The organism is Streptosporangium sp. NBC_01639 (assembly GCF_045209755.1).
Classification (GTDB): domain Bacteria; phylum Actinomycetota; class Actinomycetes; order Streptosporangiales; family Streptosporangiaceae; genus Streptosporangium.
On sequence record NZ_CP109272.1, the window covers coordinates 8,780,719 to 8,804,810 of the forward strand.

The 24,092-nt window shown below is 68.9% G+C and carries 22 protein-coding genes; 9 read left to right on the forward strand and 13 right to left on the reverse strand.

Annotated elements, in window-relative coordinates; genetic code table 11:
* Positions 1-129 precede the first annotated feature (129 nt).
* The 3 genes from OHA77_RS39880 (at position 130) to OHA77_RS39890 (ending at position 2,066) form a co-directional block, all read left to right on the forward strand.
* Complete coding sequence (locus OHA77_RS39880; RefSeq protein WP_406314562.1) at positions 130-270, forward strand: 30S ribosomal protein S6; 141 nt, start codon at positions 130-132, stop codon at positions 268-270.
* 214 nt (positions 271-484) lie between these two features.
* Positions 485-622, forward strand: coding sequence for a hypothetical protein (locus tag OHA77_RS39885; RefSeq protein WP_406314564.1), 138 nt, complete (start codon positions 485-487; stop codon positions 620-622).
* A gap of 325 nt (positions 623-947) precedes the next feature.
* On the forward strand, positions 948-2,066 hold the full coding sequence (locus OHA77_RS39890) for an IS630 family transposase (RefSeq protein ID WP_406311807.1): 1,119 nt from the start codon (positions 948-950) through the stop codon (positions 2,064-2,066).
* Here OHA77_RS39890 and OHA77_RS39895 read toward each other — a convergent pair whose 3' ends face one another.
* Together OHA77_RS39895 and OHA77_RS39900 are read right to left on the reverse strand one after the other, a co-directional pair.
* On the reverse strand, positions 2,067-2,300 hold the full coding sequence (locus tag OHA77_RS39895) for a hypothetical protein (RefSeq protein WP_406311808.1): 234 nt from the start codon (positions 2,298-2,300) through the stop codon (positions 2,067-2,069).
* Positions 2,301-3,009: 709 nt separating this feature from the next.
* On the reverse strand, positions 3,010-4,461 hold the full coding sequence (locus tag OHA77_RS39900) for an RICIN domain-containing protein (protein WP_406314566.1): 1,452 nt from the start codon (positions 4,459-4,461) through the stop codon (positions 3,010-3,012).
* A 161-nt stretch (positions 4,462-4,622) separates the two neighbouring features.
* On the opposite strand from OHA77_RS39900, the gene OHA77_RS39905 reads away from it, so the two are divergent.
* The 5 genes from OHA77_RS39905 (at position 4,623) to OHA77_RS39925 (ending at position 8,332) form a co-directional block, all read left to right on the forward strand.
* Positions 4,623-4,772, forward strand: a complete 150-nt coding sequence (locus OHA77_RS39905) for a hypothetical protein (protein WP_406314568.1) — start codon at positions 4,623-4,625, stop codon at positions 4,770-4,772.
* A gap of 834 nt (positions 4,773-5,606) precedes the next feature.
* Positions 5,607-6,272: a hypothetical protein gene (locus OHA77_RS39910; protein ID WP_406314570.1), complete on the forward strand. Its 666-nt coding sequence runs from the start codon at positions 5,607-5,609 to the stop codon at positions 6,270-6,272.
* A 202-nt stretch (positions 6,273-6,474) separates the two neighbouring features.
* A complete protein-coding gene (locus tag OHA77_RS39915; RefSeq protein WP_406314571.1) occupies positions 6,475-7,170 on the forward strand; it encodes a hypothetical protein in 696 nt (231 codons plus the stop codon).
* 194 nt (positions 7,171-7,364) lie between these two features.
* A complete protein-coding gene (locus OHA77_RS39920; protein WP_406314572.1) occupies positions 7,365-7,691 on the forward strand; it encodes a hypothetical protein in 327 nt (108 codons plus the stop codon).
* On the forward strand, positions 7,688-8,332 hold the full coding sequence (locus tag OHA77_RS39925; protein WP_406314574.1) for a tyrosine-type recombinase/integrase: 645 nt from the start codon (positions 7,688-7,690) through the stop codon (positions 8,330-8,332). Before OHA77_RS39920 ends, OHA77_RS39925 begins: the two co-directional genes overlap by 4 nt.
* Before the next feature lie 180 nt (positions 8,333-8,512).
* Here the strand turns inward: OHA77_RS39925 and OHA77_RS39930 are convergent, their stop codons facing one another.
* The 4 genes from OHA77_RS39930 to OHA77_RS39945 form a co-directional block, all read right to left on the reverse strand.
* Positions 8,513-9,499: a hypothetical protein gene (locus OHA77_RS39930; protein ID WP_406314575.1), complete on the reverse strand. Its 987-nt coding sequence runs from the start codon at positions 9,497-9,499 to the stop codon at positions 8,513-8,515.
* A gap of 762 nt (positions 9,500-10,261) precedes the next feature.
* Positions 10,262-10,522, reverse strand: coding sequence for a hypothetical protein (locus OHA77_RS39935; RefSeq protein WP_406314577.1), 261 nt, complete (start codon positions 10,520-10,522; stop codon positions 10,262-10,264).
* 266 nt (positions 10,523-10,788) lie between these two features.
* Entirely contained in the window at positions 10,789-12,753 is a 1,965-nt protein-coding gene (locus OHA77_RS39940; protein WP_406314579.1) for a helix-turn-helix domain-containing protein, read from the reverse strand.
* A 109-nt stretch (positions 12,754-12,862) separates the two neighbouring features.
* Positions 12,863-13,825 carry a zinc-binding dehydrogenase gene (locus OHA77_RS39945; RefSeq protein WP_406314580.1) on the reverse strand — a complete coding sequence of 321 codons (963 nt, stop codon included), beginning with the start codon at positions 13,823-13,825 and terminating at the stop codon, positions 12,863-12,865.
* Positions 13,826-13,906: 81 nt separating this feature from the next.
* Between OHA77_RS39945 and OHA77_RS39950 the strand changes: the two genes are divergently transcribed.
* Positions 13,907-14,461 (forward strand): TetR/AcrR family transcriptional regulator, encoded by a 555-nt coding sequence (locus tag OHA77_RS39950; RefSeq protein WP_406314581.1) that lies wholly within the window; start codon positions 13,907-13,909, stop codon positions 14,459-14,461.
* Positions 14,462-14,622: 161 nt separating this feature from the next.
* Here OHA77_RS39950 and OHA77_RS39955 read toward each other — a convergent pair whose 3' ends face one another.
* The 7 genes from OHA77_RS39955 to OHA77_RS39985 form a co-directional block, all read right to left on the reverse strand.
* Positions 14,623-15,234, reverse strand: coding sequence for a hypothetical protein (locus tag OHA77_RS39955; RefSeq protein WP_406314583.1), 612 nt, complete (start codon positions 15,232-15,234; stop codon positions 14,623-14,625).
* Between the two features lie 56 nt (positions 15,235-15,290).
* The gene (locus OHA77_RS39960; protein WP_406314585.1) at positions 15,291-16,808 is read right to left on the reverse strand and encodes an ISKra4 family transposase; all 1,518 of its coding nucleotides are present in this window, start codon (positions 16,806-16,808) and stop codon (positions 15,291-15,293) included.
* 126 nt (positions 16,809-16,934) lie between these two features.
* Positions 16,935-17,465 (reverse strand): hypothetical protein, encoded by a 531-nt coding sequence (locus tag OHA77_RS39965; RefSeq protein WP_406314587.1) that lies wholly within the window; start codon positions 17,463-17,465, stop codon positions 16,935-16,937.
* 136 nt (positions 17,466-17,601) lie between these two features.
* Positions 17,602-19,473: an ABC transporter ATP-binding protein gene (locus OHA77_RS39970; protein ID WP_406314589.1), complete on the reverse strand. Its 1,872-nt coding sequence runs from the start codon at positions 19,471-19,473 to the stop codon at positions 17,602-17,604.
* On the reverse strand, positions 19,470-20,567 hold the full coding sequence (locus OHA77_RS39975; protein ID WP_406314591.1) for a thiopeptide maturation pyridine synthase: 1,098 nt from the start codon (positions 20,565-20,567) through the stop codon (positions 19,470-19,472). The genes OHA77_RS39970 and OHA77_RS39975 overlap by 4 nt, the downstream gene beginning before the upstream one ends.
* Positions 20,564-21,517 carry a thiopeptide-type bacteriocin biosynthesis protein gene (locus tag OHA77_RS39980; protein WP_406314593.1) on the reverse strand — a complete coding sequence of 318 codons (954 nt, stop codon included), beginning with the start codon at positions 21,515-21,517 and terminating at the stop codon, positions 20,564-20,566. Before OHA77_RS39980 ends, OHA77_RS39975 begins: the two co-directional genes overlap by 4 nt.
* Positions 21,514-24,033 carry a lantibiotic dehydratase gene (locus OHA77_RS39985; RefSeq protein ID WP_406314595.1) on the reverse strand — a complete coding sequence of 840 codons (2,520 nt, stop codon included), beginning with the start codon at positions 24,031-24,033 and terminating at the stop codon, positions 21,514-21,516. The genes OHA77_RS39980 and OHA77_RS39985 overlap by 4 nt, the downstream gene beginning before the upstream one ends.
* Positions 24,034-24,092: the final 59 nt, after the last annotated feature.

Genomic DNA, 24,092 nt, shown 5'->3' on the forward strand with positions numbered 1-24,092 from the left:
TCTCCTGTTTCGACTACAAGGACCCTCTTTGGTCCTGTAATGGAGGGTCATCTCGTCTGGACTCGCTTTCCTCGACCAGTTCCTCACGACGGTCCGTAATGACGGCAGCACCGGGAAGAAAGTCGATGTGTGAGGCTGTCCTATGCCATCGCCAAGAAGCCCAAAGGCATCTACGCCGTCATCGACCTGACCGCCGAGTCAGCCACGCTCAAGGAACTCGACCATCAGATGAATCTCAACGAGGGCATCCTGTGCCCGGACGCGCACTAACTCCCGGCTTTTGTCGGACGTCAGCCGTAGTCTTGCCGCGGGCATCGAGGAGCCCGGCCCCTCGGCAAAGGGACCGGGCCGCTTGGTGTCTGGCCGGGCCTGTGGCTCCAGCTACCACCTGTTCTCGCACGCTCAGGTTAGCGAGAGGCTCTGACGTTTTTTCGTCGGACGGGCCCGGCGGTTGTAGGTCTGTCGATCCGCCTTGGAGGCGTTCATGAGCAGCTTCACCCTGTCCGTTCGGATTCCCGGTGAGTGGGGCCGGTACGTGCGGACCGTCGTCATCACCATCGTGATCCTCGTCCTTGCCGCGCTTGGTGCAGAGATTCACCTTCCCCTCGGGACGGGCCTGTGATCTTGGTAAGCCGTAGGTAGTACGGACCCGAAGACGGCGGCCGCTCAGGTGAGCGGCCGCCGTGCTGGCGTTCTCCTCCCGAACGCGGCCCCATCCCCAAAGTGGGCCGGTCCGCGCAGATCATCGGACTTCCGAGAAGATCGTGTTCTCGGAAGCGGAAACGGTCACGACTTCTGAGGAAACGCACGGCTGAGAGGCAAAACCTCAGCTCGGCACCTCCGCGAACAGGACCGTGTCGCTAGTGCTGTGACCGGATTGGTTCGCCGGGTTGGTGGTCGGGGCGGTTGGATGTGCGGTGACGTCCGATCCGACCCGTGGAGGTGCGGTGGCCGAGCCTGTCCGTGTGCGCAGACTGACCGACCAGGAAGGGCAGAAGCTGCAGCAGATCGTGCGCCGGGGTAGCACCAGTTCGGTTCGCTACCGGCGGGCGATGATGCTGCTGGCCTCGGCCGGCGGGAACCGCGTCCCGGTCATCGCCCAGCTGGTGCAGGCGGACGAGGACACCGTCCGCGACGTGATCCACCGGTTCAACAAGATCGGCCTGGCCTGTCTGGACCCTCGCTGGGCGGGAGGCCGTCCCCGCCAGCTCACTCCTGACGACGAGGACTTCGTCGTCGCGACGGCCACCACCCGCCCGACCAAGCTCGGCCAGCCCTTCACCCGCTGGTCCATCCGCAAGCTCGTCATTTACCTGCACCGGGTCCATGGCCGCGTCATCCGGATCGGCCGCGAGGCGTTACGGTGCCTGCTGGCCCGCCGCGGCGTCACCTTCCAGCGCACGAAGACCTGGAAGGAGTCGCCCGACCCAGACCGTGACACCAAGCTCGACCGGATCGAGCACGTCCTGGACCGCTTCCCCGACCGCGTTTTCGCGTTCGACGAGTTCGGTCCGCTGGGAATCCGGCCGACCGGCGGCTCGGGGTGGGCAGCTGCCGGGCACCCTGAACGGCACCCCGCGACCTACCACCGCACCCACGGGGTCCGGTACTTCCACGGCTGCTACTCGGTCGGTGACGACACGCTCTGGGGCATCAACCGGCGAAAGAAGGGCGCCGGCAACACGCTGGCCGCCCTCAGGTCGATCCGGGCGGTCCGCCCAGACGGCGCCCCCATCTACGTGATCTTGGACAACCTGTCCGCGCACAAGGGCGAGAAGATCCGCGCCTGGGCCAAAAAGCACCAGGTCGAACTGTGCTTCACACCGACCTACGCGTCCTGGGCAAATCCGATCGAGGCGCACTTCGGGCCGCTGCGGCAGTTCACCATCGCCAACTCCAACCACCCCAACCACACGGTCCAGACCCGGGCTCTGCACGCCTACCTGCGCTGGCGCAACGCCAACGCCCGCCATCGAGATGTCCTGGCGGCCGAACGCCGCGAACGCGCCCGTGTCCGCAGCGAGAAGGGCGTCCGCTGGGGCGGACGAGCGCAGATGGCAGCCTGATCACTCGCTGACATCCAAGGTCGCGTGGTCCGCGACTCCCAGTTCAGACAGCACAGCCCAGAGCCGCTCCAGGACCGCGGTCGCGTCCGAGCCCTCCGCGATCTCAAGGTCAAGATGGCAACGACCCATGCCGCTGCCCGCGCCCGTGATCTCGCCGTCGAGCTCGAACGCCGCTTCCAATGCCTCCTCGACCTCATCACGGTCGATCGGCAGCCCCACGAAGACGATCTCCACAAACACCACGGTCCTCCGTCTCAACCCGGCGAACCATAGCGGTCACGGCACTAGTTGGCGGCTGGGACCACCTTCGGGAGGAGGACGCCTCATAGGGGCCAAGACGGCCACGGAGCGGCCGCTGACGCGTCGCCGGGTGGCCGCGGGCCGGGCATGCGGTTCTCCGGTCGGTCCCGGCCCACACCTCCCCATGGCGCGTCAGCCGATACTCGCCCTCCTAATTTTCCTTACCTGGAGTAGCCCTCCCGGACGATCTCATCAATCAGAGATCCGTTCGACGTCGTGCCGACGGCATCGACTGCGGTAAGCATGGGCGTGCCCTCCCAACCGACGCGCCAACGTCGGCCTACTCAGTGATCTTCGAATCGATCATTCGGGAGGGTACGCCCCGAGCCGATCCACAGGTTCTGAGCATTGCTCGAACGAAACCGGCCTGGACCACTATCAAGTGGTCCAGCTCCCTCTGCGTGAGCTGGGCTCATCGAGAGGGCCATCGAATGGCCCGCCGTCGCCTGTCCGGAAGACGCGGGGCACATCAGATCGCGCGAACGCACCCACCGACACGGCGCCACGGCGATCCGGCTTCCCCCGCACCGAGCACACGGCACGAGATCGGCGGGACTGGACCGGTTTTACTGAACACACCCAGATCGGCACCTCGGATCCGCAGGGTCTGTCCTGCGGATCCGCGGTCATATCGAGACGACCGTTAGACGGCCGTGCGCGACCACTGCTGGTTGGTGCCGGTGCTGCACGGATACTGCTTGAGGATCACGCCGTCCGCGGTCGACGCGGCGGGTACCTCCACGCATTTACCGCTGTGCCGTACCCGGAGCTGGAAGTAGCCGCCGCCGGCGACCATCTGGAACTGCTGGTTGGTGCCGGAGCCGCAGGTGTACTGGGAGAGTTCCGCGCCGTCGGCGATCGAAGCGCTCACCACGTCGAGGCACTTTCCGCTGTGGCGGCTGAAGATGCGCACGTAGCCTGCGCCGAGGTCCTCGAACCGCCACTGCTGCCACACGTTGCCGCTGTAGGTGTACTGCTCGACGCGCGCGCCGTCGCTGGTGCTCGCTTGCCGGACGTTCATGGCCTTACCGCTGTGGCGCGCGTTGATCCTGTACGTCGTAGGGACGGAGTCGCTGATGGTGTCGCCCCAGGCATACCGGACCCGGTTGGTACCGTGGCCGTTGCGGGGGGTCAGGGTGAGATTGGTGCCGCTGCCGCTCAGGGCGTACATGGAATAGGAGTCGTACCCGAGGCTTCCGGTCGGCTTGCCGCCGAGGGCTGGCCAGTAGGTGCCGCCCATCTGGTTGTCCCGCATGACCTGGGCAATGGCGCGGAAGTAGCGCACGAAGTTGTCGGTGCTGTTCGGGTTGCCGTAGTCGAGACCGGTGGACATCGGCGCGCCGAACCCGGTCGCGACCGCGCGGGAGGCGCAGTTGCCCAGAAGCGTCTGAATGTGGCTTCGGAAGTCGTCGAAGGTCATCGCGCTGTAGAAGTAGGCGTAGGAGTGGAACGACAGCAGGGTCGAGTTGAAGCGGCTGTCGTTGCACACGTCCCGCAGGTCCTGGCTGAAGCCGGTGCCGCCGATGAGCACCCGGCCGGGCACCGCCGAGGTGTGGTAGCTGAGCCAGTTCGCCGCGACGTTGCGCCAGTCCGCCGACGAGTAGCCGTACGGCTCGTTCATCGGCTCGAAGTAGACGCTGCTGTTCGAGCCGTACGTGTTGATCACGCTGGACCACATCGTGTTCCACGCGGCGAGGTTCGTGATCCTGCCGCCAGAGGCGGCGCCGTCCTCCCAGTAGGCCAGGATGACCTTGAACCCAAGGTCGGTGGCGGCGTCGATGGCGCCCCGGTAGGCGTTCCACCAGCTCGTATTCGCCACGGTGTGCGTGTTGATGGGCAACCGGACGGTGTTGACCCCCATGGTGTAGGCCACGTGGTCGTAGAACGCGTAGGCCTTGGCCCGTACCGTCGCGTTGCTGTCGGACTGGCTCAGGCCCTGCGGGACGAGCGGGCCGGTGCTGATGTTGTCGCCCAGTACGGCCCAGTTCATGCCACGGAATTGGCTGGTGGCGGCGTTGGCCGATGGCGTGGAGATGACGAGGCTTGTCGCTGTGGTGAGCGCGGTCGCCACAAGAACGAGCAGTAATCGGCGCAACGACCGAGTGCTCCGCGATGGTCCTGATGAGTGGCCATCGGGCGCCGTGATCAGTGTCATGAAATGTCCAATCACTAGATCTGAATTCCTGGGCCGAACCCTGGCCGGCGTGACCATCGGGTCGTTCCGGTTCAGTGGGAGGTCACCGCCAGGTGGAGGGCATGGTCGTCACCGGACCGGATCGGCGGCTCTTCGGAGTCGCCCATGGGATGGACCGAATACGTGGCCGCCGCCGCTTACGGCGCCGCGGCGATGTGGACGACACTGCCCAGCACGGCGGCGACTACGTGACGGTGGCGACGACCTTCTGACGCAGGGACACCGCGGGCGTCCTTTCCGACGATTCGGTGAGGAGACGGCGAGGGCGACGCCACGGCTACGCACTCACGGCGTGGCCAGGGAAATGGGGTGGCATCGACGGGCCACAACTGACTGTTAACGCTAACATTCATCCACAAACTCGTGCTGCGAGCTTGGCAATGGGGCGTTTGATTCCACATGAAGGGCCGATGATCGAGTCACATGCATGTTTCTCTTGCATTTCCGCAAATTGTTAGGGCTCGCAGGCGGGATGTCAACATCCCCTTCCGGAAATCTGTCTCCACGCAATCCACATCCTGCGGCAGTGGCGATGGCGTGTAGTGCCGACCTCGGCCCTGGGCGGTCATATCACCTGTTCAGCCCTCTTCGATGCTTGGCAGCCGGTGGCCTGGGGCATCGTGCCTACGGGCCGGTCGATCCCCGGGGATCCGACCGAGCAGGGAAGGCTGCCGCGTGAAGCGGCTACGGAGGAGCCTAGGACAACGCCTGCTGTTTGGAGGAAAGATCAGATTCGGCGCTGGCCTCGAAATACTGGAGCGGCGACTCAGGTGACTACATCCCAGCGGTGCGAAGCAAAGGTTGTCTCGGCGACCGGATGTCTCCTAATACCTCCGAATACCTCCGGACAGTTCCGCAGGTCCCTGCAGCCGAGCATGCCGAGTATCCCTAGCAACGCCGGGCGATTGTTGTCTGAAAAACCCCAGGATCCCTTTTTCGATTTCCAAAAAAGGTGGGGTCCCAACCCGTTTCCGACTGCATATCGACCCTTGAGGGGAAGTGTCGAATCAATCGACATGTCGAATAGATCGACATATACTGAGGATGTGACCACGAACCCTGACCCCCAGAGCCCCCGCGAGGCCGCCCTGGGCGCCCTGGCCCAGTGGGCCGGCCAGCAGACCCAAATCCGCCCCCGCCTGACCGCGGCGGCCTGGCGCGCCGGGACGCGCACCATCGCCTCCCTGGCCCGCGCCGCCGGCGTCAGCCGCGACACCGTCTATGCCGACCTCGCCAGCGAAGGCATCGACTACCGCGACCGCACGGCCACCGGCGAGGAGATCATCACCACCCGCCCCGAGGGCGGCTACCTCCTGCAGGTCGTCATCAAGACCTACGGCATCTTGCACAGAGAACCCGTTGCCGAGCCCGGCATCGCGGTCAACCTGACAACGGCGCTGCGCAACCCGCCCGATGACCCCGAGGTCAGGGAGCGGATGATCCAGCTCACCGGCCTGGACGCCGAGGTGCGCGCCTACGTGCTCGACACCCCCGGCGCCCTGCGGATCGTGGGTGAGACCGCCGACCAGCTGCGCACCCTGGTCGAGCACTGGGGCAACCCCACCAGCCGGATCGTGCACGCCTCGGTCTTCTGCAAGGGCGGCCGGCATCGCTCCGTTGCCGTGGCCGAGGAGGTCGCCACCTGGTTGCGTGCGGCCGGCTATGGCGTCGAGGTCGACCATCTCGACATCACCAAGCCGGTCGTCATTTGAGAGGGGTCCTACGCGCGGGCGCAGGCGAGGACTACCGTGGTGGCCACGGCTAGACGCGTACCGCCGTCCACCGTGCCGGGTTGCCCACGTCTCCCGGCATCGTCGGTCAAGGTCTTCAGGGGCCCGCGCTGAGATCATCCTGCCCGGCTTGTGTAGCCCCGTCCGGCAGGTGGGTGGGACCTGCCGCCTGAGGGAGCACACGATGCCCAAGCGTCAGCCGACCGCCGCCAAGCGCGCCCGGACCCTCGCCCGCCAGGGCGCCAAGTACACCACTGCCCTGCGTGAGGAATCCGCCGGGCACCCGGCTACCCCTGGCCCCGGCCCGGACGGCAAGATTCCGCCGTGCCCGGATCTGCCATACGAGATCAAGGTGTTCGTCGACTTCGGATGCGACGACAGCCGGGTCCACAGTCCTGGCTACCTCGGCCGTGTCCCCGACTGGTGGACCAAGGCTTGGACGCACTCCGCCGAGCGTGCCGCCGAGATCGCCCGCGCCCTTGTCGCCTGGCACGAAGGCGACCGGGTGGCGACGGTGTGGGGGCCGGGCGAGGACGGCCGCCGCCTGGTCCTGCGGGTGGAGGCCGGACCCGCGCCGCGGCCGGAGCAACCGTATCCCGTGTTCGGCGCGCTCCCGCCGGGTGTGCGGCCCGCCTCCCCCGCGCCGATCCCCCGGCCGGCCCTTGCCCCCGGCGTCGAGGACCGCGATGCCCCCGGGTTCTGCCTGCGGGTATGGACCACGGCCGGGCCGCGGCTCTTGCGGCCGGTCCGGGCCCGCCCCGCCCCAGGGCGCGTCAGCGAACCACGTGAACCGAAGGGCCCGATCCTCCGCCGCGACGCCCGCACCACCTTGGCCCTGCTCCTGCCGCGCAGCACCGACCCCGACAACCCGCAGACCTGAACCAGCCCGCGCCTCGTCTGCCGCGAGGTGTGTCCGAAGACGGAGCGGCAAAGAGATCCGGTCAGCGGATGACTCGACTCTCCCCGGATAAGTGCCATTATCCGGGGAGTCTCGGTATGATCTCCCCGGATAACATCCATCAGGGCCCGGGGCTAACCCCGGAAAAACTCCCCGGATAAGAAGAGGTGCCACCGATGACCGCGACCGCGGACACCACCGGCGGCAACAACGTGGTGCCGATCCGGCCCGCCGCCTCCGACCCGGCATCTGCGGCCGCCGCCGCGCTCGCCGCCTTCACCGCGCACCTGGCGCGCTGCGCGCTGGCCGCCAACACCGTCACCGCCTACCGCCGCCAGGCCCGCGCCTACCGCGACTGGCTGGCCGCCCACGCCGCCGAGCACGCGGACGCCTTCGTCGACCTGGTCGGCGCCGAGGCCGCCGTGACCGCCTGGCGCCGCCACCTGCTGGCTGGCGGCGCCAGGCGGTCACGGCGACGGTCAATCAGGCGCTGGCCGCGGTGACGCTGCTGTATGAGCATGGCCCCGGCCTGCGGCTGGCCATCAAACGCGCCCGGGTACCCAAACCCGGCGCCCCGGAGGCGCTCACCCGGGCGCAGGAGAACGCGGTGCGCCGGGCCGCCGACCGGCGCGGCCCCCGCGACGCCGCCCTCATCGCCGTCCTGCTCGGCGCCGGCGCCCGCGCCGAGGAAGCCCAGCGGTTGACCGTCGCCGACGTGCCCATCACCGCGCGCAGTGGCACCGCCCGCCTGCACGGCAAGGGCGACGAGGTCCGCACCGTGCCGTTGCCCCTCCCGGCCCGCGAACGCCTCGCCGCCTGGCTGCTGGCGCGCGCCGAGCTGCTGGTCGCCCGGCCCGCCCTCGCCGAGGCCGTCGGTGAGGGGCTGTGGACCGGCCAGCGCGGCCGGCTAACAGTCGACGGCGTCACCGACGTGGTGCGCGCCGTCGGCACCGCCGCCGGACTTCCTAGGTTGCGCCCGCACCGGCTACGCCACACCTACGCCACCCGACTGCGCGAAGCCGGCGCCGACCACGCCCAGATCCAAGCCCTCCTCGGGCACACCTCCATCGAGACCACCGCCCGCTACTTCCGCGCCTCACCGGCCGAGGTCGCCGACCTGGTCGACCGCGCCCTCGACTACTGACCAAGGACCATCAGAGAGCACGATTACCTTGGAAGGTGCTGGGGTAGGCGGGATTTTCGCGCACCTGGCCATGCAGTTCGCCGGTCGTTCGGTGACGTGAGGAGCCTGGAGTAGTTCTCGAAGGCGCCGAGATTGAGGTCGTCGGGCACGGCTCGCCGATGGCTGACAGAGCCCGGATCGTCAATATCCGTAGGTGGCACACAGCCGTTCATGGCGCTGCCGGCTACGGTCCGTCCATCGCCGCATGATGGGGTCCTGATCGTCGTTGTTGCGAGGCTTTTCTGTGCTTCGCCGCAGGCACAGCTTGTGACCTGTGTCGCGCTGGATCAGCTTGATATAGCAGTGCTCATCAGGGCCGCACCGGCACAGCTGCTCCTTCGGTAGCAGGATGTCGAGGTTCAGGCCGAAGGTCGGCTCGCGCAACCAGTCGATGACCTTGACGTGCTCGCCTCCGTTGGCCCACAGCAGTTGGATGTCGCAGGTGTCACAGTTGGCGCCGTTTACCCACATCTTCCAGTAATCGATGTGCGGCCCGTGCAGCGTGTGCACGCGTCGCAGAACCCCGGAGATGAACCCGCTGTTGCGGTACGAAACGTTGTCGAAGGCCCATCGTTTCGGATAGGTCTCGACGAAGGCCTTCTCGGCGGGATGCCACTCGGTGGGGGAGGTCAGCCACGGTGCTCGGGTGTTCTCCCACCAGAAGGTGAAGCCGATGATGGCGGCCTTGTCCCAGTCCGCAGGGCGCACCGGTATCCGGATGCGGCCCGGCATGTCGGGCCGGTACAGCACAATGTGATCGTTTTTCTTGCGGGCGCGCAGCCCGGGTACTCCATAGATTTGGTCGCTGTCGTTGTTTGCGTAGGTGGGCATAATGTGGGCGATCACGTCTGGCAGGAATGGCTTGGCAATGCGCATCACGAGCTCATCGCGCTGAGGGGTGATCGAAGTGATTCCGAAGGCGGGATCGCCTGTTTGCCACAGCGAATGGTCGATCTGGCCGAGCTCCTGGAAAAGGGCGGCCTCAAGCGCGGCCTGGTCGGGCGAGGCGTTGGGGACCGGTGGATCAGCCGCGTCGAGTCGCTCCAGCGCATGGCGTGCCTGGTTGAACGTTTCGCCGGTGTAGAGCATGCGCTGGCGAGCCAAGGTCTGGCGACGGGAATGGGACATGGTCGTTCTCCTGAAGCGCTGCCCGGTCAGCGAAAGTTCGGAGAGACAACGGCGGTGCGTTCGAGAAGATCGATGGCGTGGGATGGCGGAGCCCTTGTGTCCTTCGGAGGTCTATCGACCGGGTCGACCACCGGACAAGGCGCCCACGTCGCCCGGAGTCATCCAGAGCCGATCCTCGCAGCTCCCACACCGATCGGAGGGGGACCTGCAAGGAAGTCACAGAGGCTTTGATTGTTTTTGACCGGACGAAACGGTGGTGGCACTGCGCTGATCCGTGCACCCTAAGTCCCATGCTGATCACCCTTGAGCTGGGCGCTATCGGCGTACCCCTCTACTGTGCAGAGCCGAGTACGAGTAAACGTACAGACCTGATCAGGGCCAAGCCGGCGTCTGGCAGGCGCCGTGAACGAACCAGCCGGAGAGCGGCACAGGCTCTTGGACCGTGCAAACGGTCCGGGTGCTTCAGTCGATGGGCGTTGGCTGTCCGATCCAGCCGGCCAGGAGCTGGAGCGCGGTGTGGGAGGGCGATCCCTCGTCCGCGGTGTGCATGTCCAGGTCCGGCACGGTCAGCACCATCTCGGGACCGTCGGCATCGTCGGTGAGCCGTACCCGGTAGCGGCCGGGCGCCAGCTCGGTTCTGTCGACCAGGAGGCGCCCGTCTTCGGTGTGCTCGATGCCCTCGGAGACGACCAGGAGTGGAAGGCCCTCGTGTGTCCTGAGAACGCTCGCGTGTACCTGGTGACGGCTTCCTTAACGACAGCTCTACTCGGTGACTGTCTCGGCGGTGGCCGGCAGCGCCGTCCGGCCCTGCCCAGCGCACCAGGCGGTGAACGCGGCCATGTCCGCCGCGTACGCGCCGCGGGTTGAGGCGGGCACCGCCTCGGTCAGTGCCGCCCGCGTCGCCTCGCTCAGCGCGAAGTCGGCGGCCGCGTGGAGGCCAGGGTGCGCGAGCCCTTCCGGCGCCGGTGGCGGGGCGGCGTCGCGGGGTGCGAGGGCCGTTATCCCGGCCTCCTTGCCGATCATGGTTTTTGCTCCGGAGAAGGTCGGTTATCAAGAGCAAACGTAGCGGTTTCGCGACGGCGTCCCGCGATCACACCGCGGTGATGTGAAGCCCGGCCCCGAAGCCGGCAACTGGCAGGGGACCCGAGTTCTGAGAGGAATCGGCCCCATCCACATCTTGATGCCAGACGTCAGCCTTGGTCACTCCAGGTCATCCCACACCCACGGCGCGGCCGTGCTCCCCTCGGGTTCCCGTCCGAACCGGTACCGTTCCTCATGATCATCAATCTTCATGAACAGATCGAATAGCCCTGCAGCAGGGAGCCGCTCGGCCAGCACCCGCACCTGGTCCTCGGCCCCCGCCTCCCGCAGACTGCCCAGCAGCCAGCCCACCCCGCCCAGGTCGTCGAGAGGGGCGTATGAGGCGGCGCGCTCGGCCAGCACCCGCACCTGGTCCCCGGCCCCCGCCCCCCGCAGACTGCCCAGCAGCCAGCCCACCCCGCCCAGGTCGTCGAGAGGGGCGTATGAGGCGGCGCGCTCGGCCAGCACCCGCACCTGGTCCCCGGCCCCCGCCCCCCGCAGACTGCCCAGCAGCCAGCCCACCCCGCCCAGGTCGTCGAGAGGGGCGTATGAGGCGGCGTGGTGGGCGGGACGACGGTCGGTGGGATGCAGGGTGTGGAAGCGATCGACAAGCGTGGGGGCGGCGTCTGCGGCGCCGTGGGATGTGGCATGTTTGTGCAGTTGAGCGGCATCGCGATACAGGCCGCGCGCCCAGGCGGCGTGGCCGAGTGCTGCCAGGTCAGCAGGATGAGCGTGCGCGGCAGCCGCGGTTCAGAAGTCGATGGGGGGATCTGGTCGGCGCGGTGGTGTCGGCCGTGCTGGTCGAGGTAGTCGGCCAGCTGGTACAGCGGCCCGGACACCGCTCGCGGCGGGCCGACGATGCCTGCGGAATTGGTGCGGCGGTTGCGCTGGTTGCGGGGGGCACCGGTTTTGACAGGAGTGAGGATGCCGGGGATGCCGTTGCATGGGGTGGCGGCGTAGTCCAGGGCCTGCTGCAGCCAATCGTCGCCGGTCTGCTGCCACTGGGCTTCGGTGAGGTAGCCGGGCGCGGCGTCGTCGAGCAACGCGAGCGGCAGGTGTAATCCGGCCCCGAGGCGGCGGGCGTCCATGGCGGCGTGGATGACCGCTTTGGTGGCGGGCGGGGCCTGGTCGTAACGGTTCAGCAGGAGCGGCACTCCGGCCAGGTACTGGGTGATCTGACCTTCTTCGGCGTGCTCGGCGGCCTCCCCCAGGCGGGGGTCCTGGCTGGCGTGGCGGGTCAGAGCGGTCAGGTCGGCGCCGGTGAACGCGTCCGGGAGGTCGATCTTGTGTTCGTCCAGCAGTTCCCGAGCCTGGGCATGTGGATCGGGGCGTCCAGGGTGCGGGCGGGTGGTCAGGGTGTCCCAGTGCTGGGGCCATAAGGTGGCCAGCACCAGCACTGGGCCGCGCCCCGGCTGGCGCAGCAGCTCGCGCAACCCGGCGGCGACTTGCTCGCCCACCTTCTCCGGGGCCAGGAAGCGCTGGGCCTCATTCAGCCACACCACCGTGTACGGCGCCACGTTGGGGAGATCGGCGAGGGCGGCGTCGGGGTGGGTGGGGTAGATGGGATGCCACAGCCGCCACGGCTCCTTGTGCTCGCTCAGCAGGTTCAGAGCCTGCCAGCAGGCGCGGGTCTTGCCGGTGGAGGAACCGCCGACCAGCACCGCGATGCCGCTGTGACCGTCAGTGGCGGCAGCCACCACCTCTGCCAGCACGTGGTCATGCGCGCGCGGCACATACGCCGGCAGCGCAGGCAGGCCGGCGTCGCCGGTGTCGATGGCCCGGTGCACCTCCAGTCCGAACCGGAACGGGTCTTTCACCTCGCCAAGCGGCCAGCCCGGCCGCATCCGCTCCAGCACCGTCCGGCTCTGCGCGGCCTGCACCGCGGCGCGCGTGCCGGCTGTACGGCGGCGGGCCATGGCCCTGTAAGCGTCCCGCCACCGCTGCTCATCCGACAACACGGCTGCCGCCGGGTCATCGGCCAGCCGAGCGCGTTCGGCCTGTGCCCGCACCGCCCGAAGCACCGCAAGCAGTTGCTCGATCTGCTGGGGGAAACGGTTCCCGCGCAGCCATTCCACGATCGTGGTCGGGCTGATTCCGGCGGCCCTGGCCAAGGTACGGGTCGAAGGCTGGAGCTGCAGCCGGTCTTCGCGGAAGGCAGCCAACGCGGCGATCAACGCGCCGAGGTCTTCCTCGCTCGGGGGTGTTCACGAGTGACCGTGACCTGGAGCGGACCGGCGACTTGAAGATCGCTTCCCGAACCGGCTTTGATCGTTTCCCGGGTCTTTACGTGTAGGCCTGGTGGGCGTGGCTCGCGTGGTCGTCCTGTTCCCTGGGCGTGAGGTCGAGTACGGCTTTTCCGGGAACACGGCGTTCCAGGAGGGCATCGACAGCCTCGTCAACCTGGGTCCACGGGCCTCGCCAGCCAATCTGCGGATCGAGTTCACCATTCTCCAGCAGCTGGAGCAGGTAGGCGATGTCCGGACCAAAGGGGCCGGACACCATGAAGGGTTCCAGCCGCTTGGGGACGCCTGTCAACCGTTCTTCCTCGAAATCGATGACAGTCGGCTCGCGCGATGCCCACCCGATGGACAGGGCCAGGCCGCCGGCCTGGAGTCGCCCGAACGCCTCGCTCAGCAGCCGGCCGCCCACGTTGTCGAGCACGCCGAACACTGGATCGGCAGGCTTTGCCGTACCGACCAGGATCTCTGCGGCGCCTAGCTCAGGTAGTCCGGCAGCGCGTTCAGGCCGCCCTACCGATGCGATGACGTGCGCGCCCGCCCGCGCGGCCAGTTGCACGGCGAGCCGCCCCACACCTCCCGACGCCCCGGTCACCAGCACACGGCGACCGAGCAGTGAGCCCAGTCGGCGGACCGCTTGCAACGCTGTCACGCCCGCCGCGGGCAGGGCAACGGCAGCGCCAAGGTCGACGCCGCCGGGTACGACGGTCAGGTCCGCGGTGTCGACAGCCCGCAGCTCGGCCCATCCGCCGGTTCCCGCGAACGTGGAGACGCGCGCACCCTCGGACGGCCCCGAGCCGTCGGCGGCGGCCTTCACGACAACGCCGGCGGCGTCCTTGCCGAAGACCTGGCCGGGGCGGAGCTGCCGGGCGGCGAAGGCGAGCTCGCCGAAGTTGAGCGAGGCCGTCTCCACCTTGATCAGTGCCTGTCGCTTCTGCGGTCGCGGTTCGTCGATCTCGGCGAAGCGAACTCCTCGCGCGGCGGCGGGGTCGTAGATCAGGGCACGCATCCGCGTTCCTTTCAGTAGAAAACTTACCAGTTAGTTCAGTAGGGACGATAGCAGACTGAACTAACCGGTTAGAATTTGCGCATGCCTCGCCCACCCGCCCGTGATCGGCTCCTCGCAGCCGCACGCGAGTTGTTCTACGCCAACGGCTACAGCGTCTCGATCGACGCTGTCACCGAGCGCGCCAACGTCGCCAAGCCCACCGTGTATGCGCACTTCAAGTCCAAGGACGCCCTCATCGGCGTCATGCTCACCGCGGCCTGCGAGGAATGGCTCGCCGAGCTGGACACCGAACTTGAACGGCGCAGCGGCGACCCACTGGGTCAACTGCTGGCACCGTTCGACTTGCTGGCGGCGAACCTGCCCGACCCGGCCTACCACGGCTGCATCCTCGTCAACAGCGCCGCGGCTTTCCTATCTCCCGAGCATCCCGCCCACCATGCGCTGGCCACCCACGACGAGCGAATGCTCGCACTGTTCGAGCGCCTGGCCGCCGAAGCGGGCGCCAGGCAACCTGCCGTCGTGGCCCGGCAACTGCTGTTGCTCTACGACGGGGTGAAAACCCGGGGTCTGGTCGACAACACCGGCGCCGCGGCCCGCGACGCCCGCGCCGCAGCAACCGCGCTGGTCACACGATAAGTCCCTGCAGGAAATGGCGACCAACCGGACCGGTCCGCGTCGGGTCCAGGGCCTGCAGGCGGTGATCGACTTTGGGTGCGGCTCTTCCTGAGGGAGTGAGGCGTTCAGGTCGGGCTGTCCGGCTGAACGCTCCCTGCCCCGGGCAGGCGTGTCGGGATTGCTCACAGGTAGTCGCGCCAGAACGGCACGGTGGCTTGTGGCGCCCGGCTTTCGGGGTGCTCGGGTCGGGGTTCCTCGAACTCCTGGTTAATGTAGTCGAGCAAGTCGACGCCGTAGTAGATGATGTCTGAACCCCACATCGACAAGACCGGATGGCCGAAGCCGCCGCGGCCTTCGGGCAAGAACCTGTGCCCGTAAACCGGAACCATCCTGGGAACTCCGGCCAGATGCGACTGCGCACGTTCGGCGGCCGCCTCGGGTGAGTCCGGCCGGTCGCCCCAGGCGGTTGACCAGTGTCCCCGCTGGATGTCCCGAAGCAGGAAGTCCGTCGGCCAGGTGAGGTGCCGGCGGAGTTCGCTCGGCTCGCCGTTTCGCCAGTCGGGCCATGGTCGTTCCCACGCGTAGCTGGTGCCGGGCTCGTCTTCCCGCGGTTCGCAGACCGGTAGTCCGGCGGCGAGGAAGGCCCGGTGGTCGTCGGCGAACGCGAAATCATATTCGTGCTCGATGCGCGCGAACTCTGCGTTGGTCAGGCCGGGCTCGATCACGCAGCAGTCCAACTGGGCCAGGCGCTCCGCTGCCTGCCTTCCGAGCAGAGCTCCCTCGTCGCTGATCATGCTCGAACCGTATCGCGGAGGCCTGGGCCTAACGATTCCTGAGGGAAAATCACAGGTCAGGCTGGGACGTTGTAGGTGTGTTGGTGTTCTTGCCGGAGGTGGTACTTCCAGTAGTCGCGGAAGTCGCCGCAGGCGATCAAGGCGCGCAGTTGCAAGATGGCCTCCGCGCCGGCCAGGCCCCACCGGGCGCCGGTGATGTCGAGGCGGTCGCCGATCAGGTGACGGCACGCGCCTTCGATGACCCCGGTGGCGATCGGCCACCCGTTCTCTAATGCCTGGTCATAGCGGAGAAACTCGGTGTGGCCGGCCAGATAGCGGATGCAGGTGTCGATGCCACGGCGGCGCCCGGCAGGCAACACCGCGGCCTGCGCGGTGAGCCCATCGGTGACCTGCCCGGCGTTGCCCGCCAGTACCGCCAGCGCGCACCCGGCGACCCAGTCCTCGGCGGCCGGGTCCGCAGCGGGATGCAGACTCCAAGCCGCCGCCCACAGGTACTCCAGTACATGCACGAAGTCGATGACGATGCCGACGCTCACGTTCCGACGGGCGGCCTCGGCGCGGATCAGATCGAGCTGGTGCCGGGCGCCGTCGACCAGCACGACCCACGGGCGGGCGTGTGCGGGGTCGCGGGCCTCGGCGTGGTCGAAGACCTTCTCGATCGCCGTGGCGGGATCATCGATCACCGAGCCGCACAACCACTTGCCCCGCGCGTGCGGCCCGGCCCGGGGCGGCCGCCGTCCGCGTCGCCCGCCGGGAACGGCGATCACATCGTGCGGACGCCGCGGCGTGGGGTCGGCGTCGTAGACCACGCCAAGGGTGGCCATCCGCTTGCGGCACGGTTTCTCCCCGGCCGTCAGACGGGTGCGAAACGTCGGCGTGCGGCCGGCGGCCGCCTTGCGGGTGGCGTGCCGCAACGCCTCGGGCCGCATCACGATTCCCTTACCGTCCACGCTGAGTACCAGCAACGTGCCCGCGGTGCACGGCACTGGGATCTTCTGCCGGTAGAAGGCCCCGATATCGGCCGCGGCCGCCTGCACCAACTGCTCGAGTTGCCGTTTACCGAGCACCGGACCACACCGCGCCTCGATCGCGGCCTTGGCACCGTCAAAGGAGCCGCGCACCGCCTCGGTCACCGCCAGCCGGGTCAGTCCATGCGAGTGCCGCCCGCCCGGCAGCGATAACGCGGCATCGGCCGGATACACGTTGCGCACGCCCCGAGCCCGAAAGGCGCACCGCCGCACCGACACCGTCCCGAAGACGGTGGCCAGCAGCCGATGATGACCGGACTCCACACAGCGGCGCAGCACACCGTCGGCACCGGCCACCCCGCAGCGGCCGGCCGCACCGGCGTCCTGCCGGGCCAGGGCCTGTTCCTCCCGCGCCGCCCGCAAATCCAGATGATCCTGCAGCAACTGCCGCAACAGCAGGCGGCCCCGCACCTCGATCATCTCCTCCAGCCGGGCGTGGGACAGCTCCGCCGACCCGGGACCGGCGAGCTCACCCAGCAGATACTCAAAGGTCTCCGTCGACGCTGCAAACACGTCAGTCACCGGGACCGTGTCATACGGTTCCATCGGGTTCCTCTTCCTCGGGTCCGACATGGGTCGCACCTTCGAACCTGGGGAAGAAGAGCCCTCCTTACAACCACCGCGGCGGTGACGCCGCAGTGACACCCCCGGCCTGCCGCGGCTTATCAGGGCTTATCGGGTGATCTGTTCCCTGACTCGCTCGTTCACCCCGAACAATCCCGGGCCGTCCTCGCTCAGCCAGCCCCGCTCCGCCATCCGCTTCAACTTCGCGCGCAGGCCCTCGACCTTGGCCGCCTCGGCCGGCGACCCCAGCGCCGTCACGATCTTCCCGGCCCGCATCGCGCCACCGGCATCGACCAGCACCTCCAGCACATCCTGGTAGGTCCGCGGTAACACCGAGGCATCCATCCCCGGACGCCATCGCGGCACCGTGGTCACCCCGATCGGCGACCCGCCCGTCTGTGCGACCACCCCGCCGACCCCGCCGGCATCGCTCTGGTCGCCCGCCTCGGCAGGCGACCGCTCTGCCAGCCGGGCCGTCTCGCCCAGGATCTCCTCGACCGTCTCCCGAGTGATCATCAGCCGGGACAACGCCTCTTCCTCGGCCGCCAACTGCTCACGCAACCGCTCGACCCGTTCCCGGGCCACGGCCTCCCGCCGCGCCAACTCCTCCAGCAACGAGCCCACCGCGATCGCCTCCACCTCGCACGGTAGAAGACGAGCCCGCCTCTTGCGAGCAGACTCTCAAAACCCCACGTCAACCAGTCCCTGAAACCGAGCTACACCCATTGGCTTTTCGCTGTTTTAGTCCCCTTGCTGGCGCATGCCTCTGCGCGGCTTATGTGCTGCTGAATTGGGTGTGGTAAAGCTCGGCGTAGACGCCTCCTTCGGCCAGTAGTTTTTCGTGCCTGCCGGACTCAACGATGCGGCCGTCCTGGATGACGAGGATCTGGTCGGCGTCGCGGATGGTGGCCAGGCGGTGGGCGATGACCAGGGCGGTGCGGCCGGCCAGGACTGTCTTCAGTGCCTGTTGCACCGCCGCTTCGGATCCGGCGTCGAGATGGGCGGTAGCTTCGTCGAGCACGACCACGCTGGGTGCTTTGAGTAGCAGCCGGGCCAAGGCGAGGCGTTGTTTCTCCCCGCCGGACAGCCGGTGGCCTCGGTCGCCGGCGACGGTGTCCAGGCCGTCGGGCAGTGCCCGGACGAGGTCGTCGATCTGCGCCGCCTCCAGAGCGGCCCAGATCTCCTCGTCGCCGGCCTGGGGCCTGGCGTAGCGCAGGTTGGCGCCGATGGTGTCGTGGAAGAGGTGCGCGTCCTGGGTGATGACGCCGATGGTGTCACGTAGCGAGGCCGTCGTGGCGTGGCGTACGTCGAGTCCGTTGATCCGGACCGTGCCTTCGGTGACGTCGTAGAGGCGGGTGAGCAGGGAGGCGATCGTGGTCTTGCCCGCGCCGGAGTGGCCCACGATGGCGATCAGCTCACCGGGCTTCGCGGTGAAGCTCACCCCGCGCAGCACGTCGCGGGTGGGGGCGGTGTCCGGCCCGGTCATCGTTTCCAGGGAGGCGAGTGACACCTCCGAGGCCGCCGGGTAGCCGAAGCGCACCTTGTCGAACTCGACGCGGGTGGGCCCGGAGGGAATCGGCCGGGCGTCCGGGCGGTCGGTGATCGACGGTGCGAGGTCGAGTATCTCGAAGACGCGCTCGAAGCTCACCAGCGCCGTCATTACGTCGACCTGGACGTTGGACAGGCCGTTGACCGGACCCTGCAGCCGGGCCAGCAGGGCCGCGAGGGCGACGACGGTGCCGAGTTCCAGGGGGCCGCCGACTGCGAGGAGGCCGCCGGCACCGTAGATCAGGGCGATCGCCAGTGCGGTGGTCAGGCCGAGCGAGAGCCGGAGCACGACGCCGTACATGGCGGCCGTGACGCTCACGTCGCGGGTCTGGGCGGCTCGGGCGGCGAAAGCGGCCGTGTCGTCGCCAGGCCTGCCGTACAGCTTGGCGAGGATGGCGCCCGCGACGTTGAATCGCTCGGTCATCACCGAGCTGCGCTCAGCGTTGAGCCGCATCTGCTCGCGGGTGAGCTTCGACAGGCGTGCTCCGACGTATTTGGCGGGCAGCAGGAAGATCGGCAGCAGGAGCAGGGCTGCCAGGGTGATCTGCCAGGAGAGGGTCAGCATCGCCGCCAGGACGAGGATCAGGCTGATCACGTTGGACACCAGGGAGGACAGGGTGGTGGTGAGTGCTCGTTGCGCGCCGATCACGTCGGTGTTGAGCCGGGAGACCAGTGCTCCGGTCTGCGTGCGCATGAAGAAGGCCACCGGCATGCGTTGCACGTGGTCGAAGGTCTCGGTGCGCAGGTCGTGGATCAGTCCCTCGCCGAGCTTGGCGGAGTGCCAGCGCTGGGCCAGCCCGAGCGTCGCCTCCAGCACGGCGAGCCCGGCGAGGGTCAGCGCGGCTCCGATGACCAGGTTGGGCTGGCGGTGTCCGATGCCGTCGTCGATGATCTTTTTGATCAGCAGTGGGTTGGCGATCACGGTTGCCGCCTGGACCGTGACGAGCAGCAGGTACGTGGCGAGCTGGGCCCGGTAGGGGCGGCCGTAGGCGGCGATCCGGCGTAGCGTGCCCGGCGCGATCCGCTCGTTGACGATCGCCTTGTCGCGCCAGGGCCTGGACGCGCTCTGGGGGCGGTGGCCTCCGTCCAACAGGGTCATCGGTTGGGGTGGGACATGGTGAATCGCCGGATGGACTCGATCGCGTTGCGCCCGTAGATCTCCTCGACGGCGTTGGCGGCCACGTGGCAGAGCCTGAACCGCTGCGGCGGGGTGAGGCCCAGCCGGCTGATGTGCAGATAGGTGTAGTTGATCAGCACGCGGTAGCGGTTGAACGCCGGGTCCTCGAACACCGCGCGGTGGTAGGCGCGGTTGCCGAACATCAGGCGATACATTTCGTTGCTCGTGCGGTTCGCCAGGTCGGGGTTGAACGCGGGAGGTCGGACGAGCTTGCCTTCGGCGATCAGCGGGGTGGCGCGTCGCTGGTAGTCGGCGATGAGTTCGGCCCATTCCCGGACGAAGGGCGCCGGTGTCTCCGCGTGGCCCTCAAGTGTGGTGATGACATGGCGGGCTCGGTCGATCGTGCTTTCCCGGTGCGCGGCGTAGTGGGAGTCGAAGTGGGCGCGGACCGCTGCGGGGTCGGCGCACTGGTGGATGAAGCCCTCGGCGTGCGAACGGTAGGAGACGTAGCTCCTGCTGACGGGTGGCATGGCGGTGGCGGAGGTGGTGAGCATCAGGCCGAGCGCGAGGGACTCGGCGCGGTCATGGCCCGCGCGGGTGTGCTCCAGCATGGCGAACAGCAGCGGCGTGGCGTCGGTGTAGAAGCCGGTGAGCAGGTCGACGGCCTCGGGGTCGGTCAGCACGTGTGAGCGGGAATCGTATGGCGCGTAGACGATGGTGTTGTCGGGGAACCACGGGGTCAGCGGGCCGTGCTCTCGCTCGCGTACGGCGAGCAGCCGGTGCTGGGCCAGCATCTCCTCCTCGTCCAGGCGCACCGTGGACGGACGCCGGCGAAGGTGGTCGCCGATGATCTCCTCGATCGCCACCTGGACGATATCTGTCCAGGTGGCGGCGTCGGTGCGGACGTTGAGCCGCAGATGCGGCCCCTGGCGCCAGTGGCGAAGCACATGGGCGGGCGCGACGTCCTGGAGCCGGGCGAAGAGCGGCCGTACGGCATCCAGCAGCAAATCGGTCTTGTCCGGCTCGTAGTAATAGACGTGCGCCGAACGCCAGCCGATGTCGGACGTGGCAGTCATTTAAGGTCTCCGCTCGTGATGAGGTCGGACAGAACGCGGTGGGTGAGCAGCGCGGTATGGAACTCGGCAGTACGGGTGAGGCCGAGCCGGTTGTTGAACAGGTGGGTGCAGCGCAGGAGTACCTCGGCGACCGGGCGCCGGGCGGGCGGCACGGTCCGGGCCAGGAAGCCGAGGGGCGATCCGGCGTCCTCGGGCGCGCAGCCCAGCGCGGTGAGCGCGTCCCCCAGGCGATGGATCGACTGCGACCAGATGCCGAGCGCGCCGCTCGCGTCGCCTGTCCACAGGTGCCGACTCTGGCGGTGGAGGTCCGGGCGGTGCCGCAGGTATGCCTGGTGTACGGCGGGCGGGTGCGGGATCCCGATCACGGCGAGCCGGGTGGGGTCGGGCCGTACGGCGGCCAGGGTGAGGGTGAGGGCGGCCAGCGCGATCGCGGTCCGTCGCCCCTGGTCGGGGTGGGCGCGCAGGAGGTCGAGGGCCAGACGGCTGGACGCGGTGAAGTGAGCCTCCACCGCGTCCATGCACGCTCCGTCTCCGTAGGCGTGGTGTTCGGGCCGGTAGGCGATGAATTCGAGGGTGTCGCCGGGGCGCAGCCGATCGTCGTGCCGGTTGAGCCGTTCGGCCGCGGCCTGATGTGCGGCCATCGCCCGGTATCGCCCGCTAGTGAGGCCGCCGGGTGACGGGTTGGCGGCCAGGTAGGCCCGGCCGCGCCGGGCGAGTTCGGCGTGCAGGTGCCCGGCCTGCTCGCCGCACCGGGGCAGCAGGCGCAGCCGCAGGTGCGGGCCGCCCTCCCAGTACCGCAGGAAGAACATGCCCGAAGGAGCCAGCTCGGTCACCAGAGGCGGCACCAGCTCGGTGATCAGCGTGTCGAGGTCTCCGGCGTGGAATAAGTGGGCGCTGATCCAGCTACCGCCTCGTGCCGTCGACGGCGTCTGAGGCGCTATTGCGGTCATCGTCCGTCCTTGGCGGAGATCTCCAGGACGAATTCGGTCACCCGGGAGCCGTGCCGGCCGTAGGACGGGGCGTCGGCGGGGTCGGGCAGCGCCTCCTCCAGCACCAGCAGGGCGGCCGGATCGCGGGCGGATCGGGTCAGGGACATGAGCTGGAAGTGGTCGGTGACGTCGAGGTAGAGCGGCTTTCTGCCCTTGCCGAGCCAGGGCCGCTCGGCAGAGGTCAGGCGGGCGAAGAAGCGCTCGGGAATCGCGTGCGTCTCCAGCCAGCTCGCCATCCGCAGGAGGTAGGCGGCCTCGGGCTCTCCCTTGGCCGCGACGGGCAGCTCGGCGGCGGGCATCCGCCAGCCAGCCCGGGCCAGTACGACGTGGCCGAGTTGCAGTCGCGGCCGGTGCCGCACCGGCCCGGCGGCACCGGCTCGGTGCTCCGCAGTTGGCCACCGGCCTGTTTCCCGCCTTTCCGCTTGCCATCCCGCCGTCCACTGCCAGGCGGGGCGCAGCGCCACCGGTGGCTCGCCGAAGGTCCGGATCAGGAACGCCCAGGCAGGCGGTAGGACTAGCTCGCTCGACATGCCCAGATGCATCGGCCGCACCGGCCGGCCGTCGCCGTCGCACAGGGTCGGCCGCCGGGTCGCCGGGTCATAGCCGACGTGCAGGTCGGGCAGGGACAGGGCAGCTCGCCCGGTGTCAGTGAACGGGTAGTCGATGCCGGTCGCGCCAGCGGGGCGAAGGTTGAGGGTATTGCCGAAGGAGGCCAGGCATTCGGCGACGTCTCCGCCGGCGAGTACGGCACGCTCGCTCTCGCCGAGCAGGTGGCGGATGCGAGCGGTGGCCCGGCCGTATCCCGAATAGATCGCGTTCACGGCCACCCGAAGGCCATCGGGGCCATCAATCGCCTGGACGAAACAGGCGACGGAGGCAGGCGGGCGAAGGTACGCAGGCCAGGCGGCCGCCAGTCCCGCCACCAGGGCCGGGTTGACGGTGATCACGCCGTGCGCGTCCTGCGGCGTGCCGTACAGGCTCTGCCACAGCTCGCGGCGGAGCGCCCGCAGGTCGGCGGCCGGGGCGGGTGGCCTGCGACGGACGGTGTGCAGGTCACGGTAGAAGACCAGGAAAGGGACGGAGCGGCCGGGGCCGTAGCGGCGCAGGAAGAACTCCCCGGCCGAGAGCTTGGCCGGCAGCGCCGGGTCGAGCAGGCCGAGCAGGCGGCGCACGACATTCAGGTCGTCCAGGACCGGTTGCCAGGCCGCGCGCCCGCACCAGGCCATGGTCCGCGGTGAGACCGCGGTGTCCAGGCACAGGTCCTTGGCGACGGGCCGTGGGTCCTTGTCGTGTCGCGCCAGCACGTCGCCGGTCATCTCGCGCAGGCACGCCAGGGTGCGGCGGCGTGCCCCCGCCTCGGCCATGCCCGGCAGCGCGAGTACGGCCTGCCGCAGATCGCGCACCGCCCCGAACCCGGTGGACGACGCCGGCGCCGATCCGGCGGGGGCCAGCAGGGCGGGGTCGAGCTGGCGGGCCAGCTCGCCCAGCGGATCGGCCGACTGATCGGCGAACGGGGGCCGCCGTTCGAGCAGGCCGATCTCCAGGAGCCGATCCAGCAGTCCGGATCCGATCCGATCTCGCATCGAGCCGAGCGTCGGACGGTCGGCGGCGCGCACGAGGTCCACGACCTCGGTTAGCTCCGGTCCGGCGGGCACACTCATGATCGGTTCGGCTCGCCCGGCGCCGAGGAACCACAGGCGCCCGTCATGGTCGAGAAGGCTGGCGTTGACCCGGAGCTCCACGGTCTCCGCCAGTCCCGGGTCGCGGCAGAACGCCTCCCAGATCCGGCGGGCCGATCCGGCGTCGAACTCGGCCACGGGTCGCCAGGTCAAGCCGGGGTCGCCGGTCACAGCCGGGCCCGCGGCGGCCCAGCGGCCGAGGCCGCTGATGACGAAGGTGGCGTACGGGCTGGTCTTGGCGGCCGCGCGGGCGGCGTATCTGGCCAGGCGCAGCAGCACCGCGCGGCCCGGCGTCGCCTCGGGAGAGGCGAGCCATTTGCTCAGCTCGGCCGACAAAGTGGGGCTGGACAGCGACAGGCCGCGCTGGAACGCCTCGTCGGCGACCAGTTCGCGAAGCACCGCCGCCTTCTCCGCCTGCTCGGCCGCCAGCGTGCCGGGTAACTCCGCCGCCGCCCCGGCCCGGCGCGCGGAACAGGCCAGCCAGGAGCGCAGGCGCCCGGCCAGCGCCTCGGGCACCGCGACGAGGACCGCCTCCAGACGGTCCGGCCGCCGCCCGGCGAACACCGCGCGGCGTGCCCCGACGAGTAGCGGCTTGACCTGTGCTCGGCGGTCGTCCCCGATGATCTGGTAGAGCGCTGCGCAGATCGCCTCGCCCTCGGTGGCGAGCCACCGGTCCATGCCGGCGAGCCGGCGTACCAGCGTCCAGGTCCGCTCGAACCGCAACGCGCGCAGCCGGTCGACCGGCAGCCCGGCCACCCGGACCCCGAACACGTCGCTCACCTCATCACTCGCCGGCACCTTCCGGCCCCCTTCCAGCCGGGGGCGGAACGCCCGGCACCTTCCGGGCCGGACGTCCC